Below are 15,072 nucleotides of genomic sequence, written 5' to 3' on the forward strand. Positions count from 1 at the left end.
TTTCTTTCGAAACATTTGTTCGGGTCTAACCACCTATCGCACCACAGGCTCAGCCTGTGGATTTCTTACACTATTAATTCTTATTTTGTACCATAGTATACCTTTATTTCGACTATCCATCATCAATGACAACTTGCCCATGATACAAGATTACCCTATGCAAGTGTTTGTTTTGTAAACACTTATTTTTTCGTTATTTTATCAGTTTTTCAGGATTTCTTATTCATTTAGACTACTCAATTTCGTCAATTTTTATCCCAGGTACGCACACTCGTATTTTCAACAATACCGTTGATTCTTATGCCATTTAGTTTCAAGAAGACACACCTCTACACTGAAGGCTACCTCCTACTGAACAATCATAAAAATATTGAAATCTCCGAGAAAATTATGGCATGGTTTCTCTCTCATCCGTATCAGACAAGATCAACGCATGAAGATGTCAATTTTAGTCTCAAGACATTTTCGTAAACTAAGATCGTTTGCACCTATACCAAACCAGGAGTCTGGTTTTTGGTAGAAATCCAAACCTCTCCCAATCTTGATAGTCCATCCGTTGTCAATTCGAATCTCCCGATCGTGCAAGTACTCATTTATGTCGATTTCAAGTTTAATATCCATTTCGAGTAGACTCTGCTGCACATCACTCAGATGATCGGACATTTCTTTCACATCAGTGCTTTCATCATAGGTTGTTGATAATCTGATTGTCTTTACTGTTGGACTTTTTACTACAGCCTCACAAAACCTTACAAAATTTTGAATTTGGTGGGGTAGTCGCAAATAAGGATCATCTATTTCAACGACTTTTGCTCCAAGTAAATAATCCCCCATGATAGACTCATAACTATACCCTATTGCACCATAACGGATAGTAAAGTGCTGTTCTTTTATTTCTTCGTCTTCTTCTACTGGGATTCTAGTAGCTGGTGATAATACTTCATGATCTATTGGTTGGCTAGTTTTACTAATAGACTTTTCTTCCTGTGTAAATGTTGCGGAGGAACCACTCTTTTCAGTTGCATCCCCATCATGTATATTTCGCCTTGATGGCTCTTGTGTTGCTATCGCAAGTTTTGATTCGTTGCAATAGACAACAATTTCTTCATTGCTACTATTGATATACGACAGATTGATTTTTACAAATTCATCATCGGTCTTTCGTTTGTTCATTTGCTCTTTAACACGTCTACGACATTCAACAGCATATTCAACATACTCTTCAAATTCTTTGTCAGTCGGAGGAACTGATGGGTGCAGTATCTTCAAGAATCCTGCGACTGTTTTCTTAATTCCTTTCTCGTCTCTTCCTTCAACTGATCGTCCCAACTTAATACGAGAGTTAACCTCCTCATATCTATTAGTGTGCTTCAACTGATGATGGAAAGCTTCAGCAAGATAGTCAGTTATGAAGCCATAATTGCTCGTAAGAAATTTGCTGCTATTCTTTGGCATTTCCCATCCTGGAAGATATAAAGCAAACCGGTCCATAACAGCCAGGTCGAATTCCTTAGGTAGAGGTTGGAACAGATCGTAAACTTCAGAATTAACAATTTGCTGCACAGACAAGTCAAGATTCCCAACAAATGCTAAAGAAGCATCAGCTATGACTTCAACACCACGAGAAAACCGTCCATTCGCCATGAAGTCTTTCATTATCTGAATAGTATCCTGATCTTTAATCTTGATTCCACCGACTTCATCAAATGCGACTATATCCCAGAATCCAACTAATCCAATCTTCTTTCTTTGGTTATTGTAGAAGAGGGTTGCTTTGGTTGCCTGCCCTCCGCTGATGAGAGTCGAATACGGAGAAAATTCGCTAAAGAAATAGGATTTTCCAGTTCCACGCGGCCCAAGTTCAATGAAATTAAAATTTGGCTCAACGAGAGGAATTAGACGTGCCATGAAATGCAGCTTAATCCGGTGCTCTAATTCTGAAGGTTCCAATCCAACAGATCGCAAAATCAGATCCATCCATTCATCTCGAGAAAATTTTTGTCTCCCCTCGCAGTAACGTTCAAAATCAAATCTGCTTAATTGTATCGGACGAAGATCTTCAAGATAGAAGGCATAGTCATCATCTTCAATTTCATTGTAGGATATCTTAACTTCAGACCACAATCCCCCTTGTAGAAGCCTATCATTATCACGATAAAACTTTTCGCTAATCGCCACTCTCTGTGAATCAAAATTCTCCAAGGCCGCCCAATGTCGTCTATCCTTTTCGATATAGTTCACATGCACCTTGTCAATAAACCGATAACTCCCTTTGGTCGCCACCAATGATTGTGCCTTATTAGCTTCATTCGGTCTGACATAGTTATCATTTAAAGTTTCTAATACTGCCTCCAATCCCGCTTGGATTTCCGCAAGATCATCACTTGCACAATAGCGAGCCAATAAGAATTCAAGAACAAACGTTGGAACATTTGTACCTTTCTTTATTCGATGGACCAAATCTTTGCGAACAACTTTGCCCTCATAGACTGAATTAACTTTTTTATCTAATGCATCCATGTGTTATACCGTGTAGTCTGTGACAAGTTCTATCTGATCATAGACTGTCATCGTCGTTGGATTAAAAGCTTTGATCGTAAACTTTCCTTCAAAATTTAAATCCATTTTCATAGTTACCTGAACTCGCTCCCCAGCAAGAAGTGATAGCGTACCAGTTGAAGCTCCAACAACCCCTCCTCGTTTTGCTTCTCCGACGATTTCGCCCTTCTTGTTATAGGCTTCAAGTAAGACTTCATAATCCTTATCAACAGAGAATAAACTTTGTGAATTGGCAGATACTTCGATAACTGGCAATCTCGTGGTAATATATTTTGCTCCATTTTTATAATTTAGTTCAATCGAGACATCATTACCGACCGGTGTAAGCTGCTTTTTAAAGTTCAACTGGATCACTGGAACAATACATTCCTGCAGAGAACATCCTCCATGATAATACAGCATTCCGCTTTTGTAGGAAGCCAAACTCAAAGGACCTGCAAAAAAATGAAAATCTCCTTTTATTCCTGCTTTATCAGCTTGAACACAGAAATGTTTGGGATCAGGAACTCCATTCCCTAGCAATGACCTTTCATGAATATTAATCCAATCTCCTGGTAGCTTTGAACACGTATCGCCAGGGCCAGCATGAGTATTCATAAAGAATCCATGGTCGGTGGCAATGATCACTTCACAAAAGCCTATCTTACTTAAAGTGTGCACAGCTCTACGAATTTTTTTTAAAGTATTTATTAGTTCATTTGGAGCTGTATCAGGGTTGCTCTCAAAAGAGGTGTCAATCTCTACCGATCGAAGGACAAGCAAATCGATGTCAGGAGAAATCTCAATCTCCTTTTTTAAAAATTTATCGAGACGTCCCTCCTGGAAACGATTCCCATACTTTTTGCGGATAAGCTCCATTCGCTGAGTTACATTACCCACATCCTGTCCATTAATAGATGGCACAAAACCCGATTCCTTTTTCACCAATTGGAAGTCCGTAGATGCACCAGGAAGCAAACTAGCCATCCCTACAGTAGTAACACTTGGCAGTTGCACCAATGCATGAGAAATCTCTACTTGCGCATCTTCAGATAATTGTTTTTCCAGTTCTAGCCCCAGCTCATAACGCAATGCATCTACCATAATAAACGCAACTTTGTTGCCACTTGCTTCAAGTTTTGGAGAAATTATTTTATCAAAGACATCTGAATTAGATAATCGACCGATTAGAGGCCACCCTGTTTCCTTAAGATGTTTAGTAAAAATAAATTGTACTTTCTCTAACAACTTTCCGTATTGCTTACGAACATAATTCAGTACAGGAACCATCAAACTTTGATCATCCTGCCAGATTACGTCATTTGCAGCTTGTTCAAATTCCCGATGACTATGATCAACCTCTCTCATCTGTCGAATATAAAAGTCTATGAGGTCTTCCATTGACTTGGCATTTTCACTCAGATCCCTTTCGTTATCCTGACATTTTTCTATCAAGTTTAAGGAAGAGTGGAGAAAATCCCATTGAACCTGGCTTTCACCTTTGCCAATCCAAACAGATTCTGAATGACGGGAAAGAATGTCACGAGCAGCATCGATATTCCCAGTAACAAGAGATTTTACTGTCTGGTGTAAAAATGTTCGCTCTTCGAAAGGGAAAGTGTCACGTATACCTAAATTCTCTATTTCATGGCAATATTCTGCCAAGTTAAGTATCTGTTCAACATTTTCAGCTCTTTGTATATAGATATCTCGAGTACGGCGATCACTTCGAAGGCTCTCACAGATATCCTCTATTAAAGGTTTTGCATTATCATTTGCATGTGGGACATCTATTAGGCTTGGAGGTAGGTTTTCTGGCAAGTCAAATACAAACTCACTGAATAATAGATATCTCCAGAGTTCATCAGCGATGGAATTCCAAGTTTTCCCCTTAGTTTTCAGAGTCAACCCTATACTTCCATCTAATAGATCTTTGACTTCTGAAACCCAGCTCTCTCCATTTTTAAGAGCATCAAGTTGTTTTTCATTGGGTGCTAGTAGTGAAAACAAAATTTCTCGCGTTGACTTCACATTAAGTAGAACTCGAAGATTTGGCCAGCTTAATCCCCCACCAATAGCATCAATAACAGAAAAACTGGGATTTTTGTTTTCTTTAAAAACAGAACGGACCTGAGTCTGATGATCTGGCTTTGCCTTCAAACATATACTGAGATAGGTATCTCCATCGCCATCTGGGAAAACAGCACCGCAGATCATATAGAAAGAGAACGGATCTCTCTGTTTATCTTCTTCCTCTATTGGCTTCTCTTTTGGGATGTATATTAATAGCTGATCGATCTCATTTCGGCCCAGTGCTGTCAATGATTCGATAGCTTGTGCTCGGCTTATAATACTGGATTCACTTGCATCAACAACCACAATTCTATCATCAGAAAACTCAATGCACAAATCACGATAGCGAAAGTCAGGATCGTAGACTACAAGAACCTGCTTCTTATGTAATCGTGGTACGAGTATATTCTCTTTAATAAAATCTTTGATATCCATTATTTCAACTCCGCAATTTTCTGAGTGATTATTTGTTTCAACTCATTTTCATTAAGTTTTTTAGGGTGCCATTCGACTTTGATTCCACCTGTATCTTTCCCTTGACGAATCACAGGTATTTCAACTTCTTCCCAGAAATCACTTTCTACATCATGAGCAATAGCCAGGCTTCGATCCTCATGACATTTCCTCAATACTCTCTCTGGCCAGATACTGTAAGCCAGATGCGCCCAGTCATAATCACCTCTTTCAAGTTTCTCCCAGGTCTCTTTGAGTTTCTTTTGCCACTGCTTATGCTGAAACAGCTTCCATAGCGGCGCAGCAGTGATCTGGACACCGTCGTTCAGATTTGGCTTCCAAAATTTTGATAGACGGAGCAGCTCATCCCGAAAATCCTTCAATTCCGCTTCCAGGTCGCTAAACCTGGCCAAATCTTGCTCTTCGGCACCGCTGCGCGCTGATTTATTACGAAGTTCGTTCAGGGCCTCAGAAACTTCAGTTAATTTCCCTTTTGGTCCTTCAAGAAAATCATTGACACAGGTATAAAGAGTCTGCTCGGTCAGACGATGGTAATATACCCATAAGGTATAGGAACCAGAAGGTGTTTGAAGAGGCCAGTAGATGGGAGCTTGGCGACGGCTTTTGCTATAACGTGACAAATGATCTGAAAAGAAAAATTTTGGGGTTGAAAAATAGGTTGCTAAATTTTTAGCACCAAGATCTATGAGGCACTCATCCAGCAGAGATTCATTCTTTATTGAGGAGAGCTCTTTCTCGATAATGGCACATAAGTTGAGCGGTGAGAGCTCGTCGATAACCATAATACCTGTATGAGTACTCTCCGGAACAGCACCATTATCTGCAAAATCGGATAATGCCGCAGGAGCGATATTAGGTAAAGGAGCAAACGGTTCTCTAAGTTCCGTCGTACAAACCTTTTTCGACCATCGTTTAAATGCAATACCGATGCACTCCGACAGAATACTTTTTGCTACTTCTTTGGTTTCAAATCCCGTCAGTGTACTTTGAAGAATTTCAATTATTTTCTTAGGTGATGATTGAAGTGCATGGGCAAGAATTTCTATTCGTCTATCCACAAAATATGATTTTTTTGTGAAATAGCGTTTTGCCCCATGCAACTCAACGGACTTGTTAATGAGCGCTTCTTCGTCCAAATTTTGCAAGTAATCTAGCAAGTTTACGTCCGGATCTTTGGTGTAATTACATGGATGAACACCCACCTCAGAATCAACGAAGTCTGACTCTATTGAGTTTAGATTAAATGAGTTAGTTACTAATTTATCTATCTCAAAACTAGCGTAAAGAGCTATTTCCTTAGCTCTAAGTATTTTACTCTTAACCGCTTCCGTTATTTCGTTGAGGGTTTTCCCATCTTGATGAACAAATAGATTTTTAAAATCAGCACTAGTTTCATCGAAGGATAACTCTATGAGTTTTGCATCAAGTACTTGCTTAATTAGTGACTGGCTAGTCTCGTTAGTCAAAACCCCTAGGTTTTGAATGGGGACTCCTTCAATAACAGCAGTAGTATAGCGACGCGCAGCACTGCCTGCTGTTGCAATATCGCCACTACCTACACCCAACTCTATAAAAGTCTGAGGGACTCGACACATCATGTAAGCTATAGAAGAAAGCAAATGCTTATCATCTTTGTGTTGCCAAGTTTGAGCGTTATGACTAAAAACACATCCCTCAGGTAAGATCTTACCTGCAAATGCACTAGCAGTACGCACCGTGTATGTTACGCCCTTGTGGAACATTGCATTTACGTTCTGAAATCTAGCACCATCAAAGGCGCCTAGCTGTTTTCCATCACCCCAGTCAACGAGAAGATGAACATCATCATACGGTGGCGAGTATTCTCCGCCTTTGGAAAATCTGACCCATCTTTTATCTTTTCCGATGTTTTCTGAAGCCACCTCCCAGGAGAGTCTCGCAAATCGAAAATCATCCGCAGTGGCAATCCCCTGCCTAACTTTTCCTATTGATTCAAGAAAAGTCGATGTATTGGGGTATCGTCGAATGAGATTTTGTGGTGCCCAATAAGCAAATGTATAGTCCGGAATATGCTGAATGAGTGCTTGTTTGAAGGGTATAAAATTACTGCCTTTACCGAAATTATAAACGAGTTTATCTACATCTTTACCTAGTGCAGTTTCCTTATCTCGAGTCGATAAATGCCTTGTAGCGTAGGTGACGACCCCATCAGGCTCCCCCTTGCCTATAACATAAGCAGCAACCTCAACTAGTGCGTCATCAAGCACGCCAAGTCCTAAATCAGCAAACAGTTCTAGTCGGTTTTTGAATACAACATTGTTACGCCAGTGTTTGCTATCTCCCAGAAAAAACCCTGTACGTGCACTTAGCGTCCCAACTACTCCATTTGGAGTTGATAGGGTAAGTAGGCGTTCGACAAATGCCTGGAGTATGTCTCGGGAGCATGAGGGGTAGCACTTGTCAATATATGTCTTGCTTTGTTTTGCAGGCTCCCCAAACGGTGGATTTTGTAACATGATGTCAAACTGTTTCCGACAAAGATCAATAAACGCAAATCCTTTCGCCGCATCTTCAGCAAAAAGCCGTTTTTGACCATCACCGGATACTGCCTGATCTGCATAGGCGCTTAACGCTCCCAAAATGCTTTCTTCAGCAGTATCCCAAAAGCTAGTTCCATCAGCCAGCTCTGTAAAATCAAAAAACGCAGCTTCGCGTTTAGGCGCAAAGCCAGGAAAATACCCCTGCTCTTCCTTACGGTACAGCAGTTCCTTGTAGAACTCATCTTTAGCCTTGCCAGCAGTTGAAGCTATTTCCTCTTCGATTTTCAAAAGAGTTCCAGCCTCTCCCGCCAGCTTCATCTTGTCAAAAATGGTTTCTACTAACTGTCCCAATACCGGCGGATATAAGTTGGAAGTGAACTCGAGCAACATCTCTTTTTCCCCAGGCATCGGTTCGGCACAGACGATATTGGACTTCTTGATCGTTGGCCTTTGATTCGGCTTAATCCCAATCTGATGCCAAGCCCGTTGTGCCCGTTGCCAAAGAGAGAGTCCTGCGATTTGCACCGCTCGAGGATCAATATCCACACCGTGAATGTTGCATTCAATAATCAGTTTAGGGATGGCCTTTTGATATTCTTTAAAACTGGAATAGGTCGCCTGCAAGGGTTTCAATCTTGTAGAAAGACAGAATGCTTCAAGCCCCAATTCGGTCTCCAGTTGCCATGCTTCTTCATAAATTTTCTCGAACAGATCGAAGGCGTAGAGCCCAAAGTGCATGGATCCGCAGGCGGGGTCGAGCATACGTAATTCGCGAGGGTCTTTAAGTTCCCTGAAAGGAATATAAACCGGTTGTTTAAGCAATTCTTCTTGAGATAATTTTTCATGGTCTTCTGACTCGTTTTCTGGAGCGGACTCGCCTTTAGCTAAGAAAATTTCATTGGGGTGGCGAACCAGGTAGCGGCATTTTTCAACAAGCGAAGTTTTGCCCTGAGTCATCTCATACCAGATTTTTCCTAAGGTGTTATCGGTTAAAAATTCAACAACATACCGTGGAGTGAAGAATTGATTTCGCACGGCTAGTTCCCTGCCATTACGAGGAGCTTGGGACTCAACCCGCATTTTTCTGCGTTCTTCCTGCGTATTGAAATACTGGTAGATCCAGCCAATTGTTTCGTCCTCAGTCCAGAGGTGTTCGATTTCAAAATGGTTGATCTGATTTAGCAAAGACAAGAATGCTGATTCTCTGGGGAATAAAAGTCCTTGACTATTATTTCGATCAAATAATGCTGCAAGTTCCTGGCTAAATTCATCAAATATACTGAATAGGTATTGCTGATAGGCATCACCAGTTTCACCTAATGCTGAACCTGCTAGATTCTTGTACAATTGAAAGCCCTTCGAACTATAGCCGTTCGCAATGGACTCCAACAAGAAACCTCTCGCTTCGGCCATTCGCAGAGCTCCAAAACGATTAAGGACAGTAAAAGATTGTTCCCTGATGATTCGTTCAATCCCTTGTTTATTTCTTTCTTTTTCTGATTTTATCGTTAGGGATGCTTTATAGTGTTCTAGAGTCTCTCTAAGAATTATTGCAGTCTGCCTTCCTTGGTTATCTAAGAAGCTGAGAGATGTCATCTCTGCAACCGACCCATTTTTTGGGTCCATTCCATAGATCGCCTGTAATTGCCGTGTAAACTCTTCAGTTAAGATTGAACGTGATTCAGAAACAAACTTTTGCAAGCGATTCCGCGTACTCTGGTCGAATGCCATATTATGCTTCCTCCAGAGAATTCTCATCTACACTAAAAGTGAGTTCGAACTCATGTGCATACTGTAGTTCACTCCGGAATTCATGGAGCTCTCTTATCAGTTCATCAAGATCACTAATCTTTGTTATTTGTCTCTTTGCAGTCATCTTTCGGGTTATTTTTTTTCCTGTTTTCTTAGCCTCTTCCTGCTCTTCTTTTACTTTTTCCTGCAAACGCTGTTGCCCAATCTTTTTAATACTAGACTTTAATTCAAGGACTCTATTTTGAATTGTATACTCTTGATTTACTAAAGCTCGTAAGCCAGATAGATCATTGTTGACTTCAATTTTAAGTGCTTCAAGATCTGCAAGTAAATTATTCTGTTCCTGACTTGTCAGCTCTTTCCATTCAGGAATTCGGTTAAAATCCTGTGCTCCTTCTTTGATATGGGTTTCTTGATCCTCAACCATTAGATGAATCGCATCTCTTATCTGTGTATTGATATAAGTTAAAGATGATGCCAATTCTGTACCATGCTTAAAGAATTCTAGTTGTCTTAAACGTTCATCAATTTGCTGGAAAACATCTCTCAAATCACTTTTAAGCATACCAGGATTACCGCTGTTTGGTAACGAGTCAATCACTCTTCTTTGTTCATGTAATTGGCGAAGTGTATCTTCAAGTCCTTGGTCTAGAGAACGCTTCAATTCTGATGCCCATTTCAAATTAGCGTACAAGATTGATTCCTCGCCACCAAGACGTTGTGGAGCATCAGATCCATCACTAAACAGCAAATCCTTTATGTCCTGACTTAACGTATCTAAGCGATCAACACCTGGAAGATTTAATAATTTTAATTTTTCAGCTATAGGACTATAGTCTTGTTGTAATTGAGGAAATAACTTTGTAGTTGCTTTGCTGATCTCATCTTCTAGAGGAAGGACACTTTCCCCGCTTAGCTCAGTTAATCTATCTGCAGCTTTTGCAAGTATCTCATTGCTCGGTCGTCTTTCCCGGAGAGTTATCCCAACAGGTTTGAATGAATTATTGGTCTTTAATGCATCAATGGCTTGCTGACCATTAACCGTAACTTCACGGCCTGCTACTTTAAGTTTTATCTCACCTGCGACCAACATTGCTGCTATCAGATATCGCAATGTATCTTGAGACCAACCAAAAGGAGCATCAGAGAATATCTCAATTAATCTTTTACCTTCAACAGAACCTTGTCGATCAATCATATCACGAACACTAGTTATTGCTTTGTGATCAACGTTGATAAATGGCCTTCCTCCATGAGTTTGTACGAGGTTCAACGGATCTGTTTGTGAAGTCACTCCATTCAATCTTAGACGTAAAAAATTTTCCGCAAGATCTGTTCCGGCCCTTGTGGGTGCTTCTGAATACCGATCAAACACTTGGACAGCAACCGAAGTTAATTGTTTGCGAGATGCTTCTATAAGATCCTGGTTTAAGTTTTCAACTGCGGTTATTTCTCCTCTGAAAATAAAAGACCCTTGGACCAAACTACGTTTAAGTAAACGCTCTAATTCTCCAATCAACCGATTAGCTCTATCTGCTTGGCCTTTGCAGTATTCTTTAACTTCTTGGTCTGGCTCACTCCGATATTTACTGACAATCTCTCGGCTCCTATAAATTTCACTAATAAGGTCATCCATATCGGGTGTCGATCGACCTAAAAGGAAAATGTTATATTGAGCTGTTTTTTGCCGGCTTTCTTCTGTAAGTTTAACTATTGTGTTTTCATATTCGATAGGATCTACTATTCCCACAATTGTCTGAACTGTGTGCCGATCACCTGCAAGAGAAATCAGCATGCCATTAGAAGCCTGAGCCTTCAAACCAGTTTGAACAGACAGAGTACCATTCAAATGAGTGCTAGGTAGAGGTGAGTAAACCTCTTGCAATGCTTCATTCTGTATACGACGAAGTTCAACTGTTTTGAGAGGAATATTAGCCCGATCTATTTCAATATCATTAAGCTTTTCACTAAAAAACCGTAATTGTCCCTCTTGTTCTCCAAAAGGAACAAAAGAGTCACTAATCAATTCTTCTGCAGCTTGTTTTACTGAATCAAAAAGCGATGCATCATTAATACCAGGGTGCATAAGACTTGCAACATTCTGAACTGTAATCGGCAAATTCCCTAAGATTTGTAAAACACAGACTGTCTTCGCTATACGCAAATGAACAGATTTTTCAGGAAATCGAATCTTAACTTTACCTACAGACTGGTAAAGCGATTGAAATGCACGAGCTATATCTTTTTCTAGAGAATCATAAAGTGTAACAGTAGTTGTAAGCCAACCGACCATTTGATCAGCAATTGGTTTTTCTCCATCTGCCCCTTCAACAAGAATATCCTGAACAACTTTAATAGCAGAACGAAGTCCTATACCGCCAGTACTTTTAGCCAATGCCCCAAGTAAATGTAGAAGTATATCAAAATGTGCTGGGAGAAATGGATAGAGATTAATAAATGTTTGCCGATCAAAATCGGCCCCATACACTCTGGCATCAACAAGTTTGGTATTCTGTCGTAACATCTGCCCATATGAATCAAAAAGAGAACCCAGTTGAGCTTCCCCAGACTGCGATTTACTTAGCAAACGAGTATAACAAATTTCTTTGATATCATTTGCTTCGAGATCTATCTGTATGGGAAATCTGTCTTTTAACTTGTATAGTTCAGGAGAATTTAGTGAAGCCTTTGGATCATCCTCGGTCAAAGTCTGCTGAGCGGTTCCGATAATCCAGACTTTCCCATTCCCAATGTTTTTTAGATTCTTTGCCAGTCCGTCTAGGTTAAGAATTAGATTCGGTCGAGAACCCACATATTGACCTACCTCATCAATTATGAAAATTATGTAGTCCTTTCCGGTTGCCTCGCGTGCAATTTCCAGCATTTCACCTACCCGGTCATTTTCAAACCTAATCACCTCACTGGCTTCCGTCGAGAATGAAGTCGACGTTTTGAACAATGCAGGATACATCAGGTGGGCGATTTCAGGAATAAGGCTGTCCACTATCAGCTCATCATTACGATAGTTACTCCATTCTTCACCGTCTGTCTGTTCTCTGAAAATATTCAGGAATTCATCATAACGGCCATCTTTTTTAAGCTTCCTCTCAAATGCGGCCACTTTGAGATTTCGGGAATAACCAGCCCATTGAAGCACCTTGTAGTAAAGAACTGTTGATACTTCTTCCATAGTAGACCCAGCCACCTGTTCACTAGCAAGGTCGAGCATCAATACAGCTGCAGGAAATCGTTTTGCAACAGTATTCAGTAGAGCTTTTGTTTTTAATTTGGTCAGACGGTCTTGCAAATGCTGCATGAAGGGAATCCCATCGATTTTGATGTTATCATCGAATGCAAGCCCGAGGTATTTTGTGAAAGAGCTTTTTCCCGAGCCATAGAAGCCTGAAACCCAAACCCCTACTTCATTTTCACTTCCAGCCTCCATAGCTGCTTGCATCTTAGTAAGCAACTTCTCAAATTGATCTTCAATGCTCTCAGTAACAATGTATTCTGATATTTCTGCTTTAAGACGAGCTTCCTGAGAAACACCATACGTGATAACTTTCTCAATTGTTCGATAAATATTTTTGTTTGAATCAAATAAAGTTTTAATTTCCATTTTGTTTCCCTATTCTTTTTTTTAGCCGCCAACATGGACTGATCTATAATTACCGTCTTCGGGGTAGAATCCTAAAAATTTCAATCTTGTTTTGCCAGTTCGAGTCCCTGGGTAGAAGAATATTGTTGGTATATTGAACTTCCCTTGAAGCTGACTTTCAATTGAGCCAATGCGCATATATGGATGAAGTGCTTCAATATCAGTAATTAGTAGGATATTTCTAGAATCATTATCCAAGCTTTCTAGCATGCACTCTAATTTCTTTTGCAGAGCACCGTTACTGAGAGCATTTGCCAATGCTTTATTAGTTTTCTCCCATTGTAAAGGAGCTTTAGAATCAGCTCTCAACCAGATTTTTCGAAGTGGGGCTACTTCAAGTATTTTATTAATCTCAGATGCAATAGAGAAAATATTCACATTCCATCCATCGTTCTTAAGCTTGGCAGTCCATGCAGGCATTTGGCGTTTCACTTCGATAATCTGCTCGGGAGAAAAAACCAGATAATATATTGGTTCAAAACTGGCATGGCCAAATTCACGTCCTGCTTTAATACGTTCTAACAATTCAGCAAAATCAGCTTTCAGTGATGACATTTACAACCTCCTCTAAATTGTTAAAAGTCCAGCTGATCCGAGTAACATCTCCAGCTGATTGGACAATCATCCAGCCTTTCTTGGAAATTCTTTTTAACTCTTCTTTCACATCATTTGGCTCTAACCCAAAGATCTTCCATATATCATGGGAGATGATGCGATTGTCCCCAATGTCTTTAAAATGCAACCAATACGCAAAGAAAAGCATCGTTAGCTCATGCAATCTTAAAGCTTGCATTTCTCTGCTAGAACTACGTTTTGAAGAGATCAATCCGTAATCAGCACAACACCCGATCAAATATGAAGACATCCTTCTCACTGTTGATTCAGACCAGATCTTGGCTGTTTTCCCATCGTAAACAGCATTTGAAACAAAGGTTCGAGCTTCTTCGGTTGAAAGTGATTCAGACCCACTTGAGTATCTATTCCAATACACATCTATTATAAAATCAAAGAGGATCCTGTTTGCCAAAGCTGTGAATACCAAAAAAAACTGTATCATTATATGAGTAGGTAGTTTTTGTGTAAGATCCTTCAGATAAATCGCAGAATTAGTCTTCAAGTATCTTGGAGTAAAACATTCGGCAATGATATTTCGTAAACGTCGGGCTGAAACCATAGGAAATAATCCAGATTCAAGAGCTTGAGAATAGAGCTCAGAATTTGTCATACCATTATTATAAATGGTTAAGAGAGTTTTTGTTTCTTCTATCAATCCTAATCCGGCCTGGAGTTGTGTAGTGTAGTATCCATACATCAGGCATTATTCCTATAAAATGGAAACACTTTTCGACCTTCGGTGAAGGCCAAAAAATAATTCGCAATGGTCCTGGGTAGTAATTCTGAAAGACCATAATCTGAATACTCTCCTAGAACTACAGGTCCTTCAGCACTTTGTATTGGCACTGAATGCTTTTCTAAGTATCTTATTGCGGAATCCTGGCTTTCTATAGAAGAGTTCATTTCTTGGATTAATTCATCCTGTGAAAATAGCCTAATAATATGTCTCTCGATGGAATCAGGCAATCGATACAAATGAAAATGCTTGCCTATACCAATATGGTCATCATGAACAATCGCAGCTGCTCGACATACCCCGTGATACTGTGCAAGAGCCATTGTTTTTGGAAACACTGGAATTAGGAATGACTTGCTTGAAGCTGAAAGAAAATTACAATCCCACCAAGCATTCTGGTTCTTTTCACCTAAATACCCAACAACTAAACGGGTTTTACAAATTTTTATCCACAAATCGTCATTCATATAATTACCTGATTTTTTACCTATCTAGAACTCTCTGTCTATTTTTATCCTTAAAAGTATCGTCAACACGATACTTTTATTATACTTGGTTATGAGGTGATTTAACACCTTAAAAAATATTTTGTTGACCCTGAGTGGCATTTCATAAATATTCTCGCCTCTTCTCACATATTGCTAAAAACTTCTTTATTCCTTTTTATCAAAAATTTTTCTTCCCGATTTCATGTGATGCACTATCCT

Annotated in this window: 7 protein-coding genes; all 7 read right to left on the bottom strand. The window is 39.8% G+C overall.

The annotated features are described in order from the left end of the window. Positions 1-426: 426 nt before the first annotated feature. Genes brxL through ACODJP_RS13265 form a run of 7 tightly spaced genes read right to left on the bottom strand, consistent with a single transcriptional unit; the run spans position 427 to position 14,832 of the window. Positions 427-2,520, bottom strand: a complete 2,094-nt coding sequence (gene brxL, locus ACODJP_RS13235; RefSeq protein ID WP_422482293.1) for a BREX system Lon protease-like protein BrxL — start codon at positions 2,518-2,520, stop codon at positions 427-429. 3 nt (positions 2,521-2,523) lie between these two features. After that, positions 2,524-5,046, bottom strand: a complete 2,523-nt coding sequence (locus ACODJP_RS13240; RefSeq protein WP_422482295.1) for a PglZ domain-containing protein — start codon at positions 5,044-5,046, stop codon at positions 2,524-2,526. Then, on the bottom strand, positions 5,046-9,335 hold the full coding sequence (gene pglX / locus ACODJP_RS13245) for a BREX-1 system adenine-specific DNA-methyltransferase PglX (protein WP_422482297.1): 4,290 nt from the start codon (positions 9,333-9,335) through the stop codon (positions 5,046-5,048). The genes ACODJP_RS13240 and pglX overlap by 1 nt, the downstream gene beginning before the upstream one ends. Position 9,336: 1 nt before the next feature. Further along, a complete protein-coding gene (gene brxC / locus ACODJP_RS13250; protein WP_422482299.1) occupies positions 9,337-12,975 on the bottom strand; it encodes a BREX system P-loop protein BrxC in 3,639 nt (1,212 codons plus the stop codon). 21 nt (positions 12,976-12,996) lie between these two features. Further along, on the bottom strand, positions 12,997-13,569 hold the full coding sequence (locus ACODJP_RS13255) for a BREX protein BrxB domain-containing protein (RefSeq protein WP_422482301.1): 573 nt from the start codon (positions 13,567-13,569) through the stop codon (positions 12,997-12,999). Continuing rightward, entirely contained in the window at positions 13,550-14,326 is a 777-nt protein-coding gene (locus ACODJP_RS13260) for a BrxA family protein (RefSeq protein WP_422482303.1), read from the bottom strand. The genes ACODJP_RS13255 and ACODJP_RS13260 overlap by 20 nt, the downstream gene beginning before the upstream one ends. Then, a complete protein-coding gene (locus ACODJP_RS13265; RefSeq protein ID WP_422482305.1) occupies positions 14,326-14,832 on the bottom strand; it encodes a BrxE family protein in 507 nt (168 codons plus the stop codon). The genes ACODJP_RS13260 and ACODJP_RS13265 overlap by 1 nt, the downstream gene beginning before the upstream one ends. Positions 14,833-15,072 lie beyond the last annotated feature (240 nt).

The organism is Pleomorphochaeta sp. DL1XJH-081 (assembly GCF_049310885.1).
In the GTDB taxonomy this organism is placed as follows: domain Bacteria; phylum Spirochaetota; class Spirochaetia; order Sphaerochaetales; family Sphaerochaetaceae; genus CAYZJV01.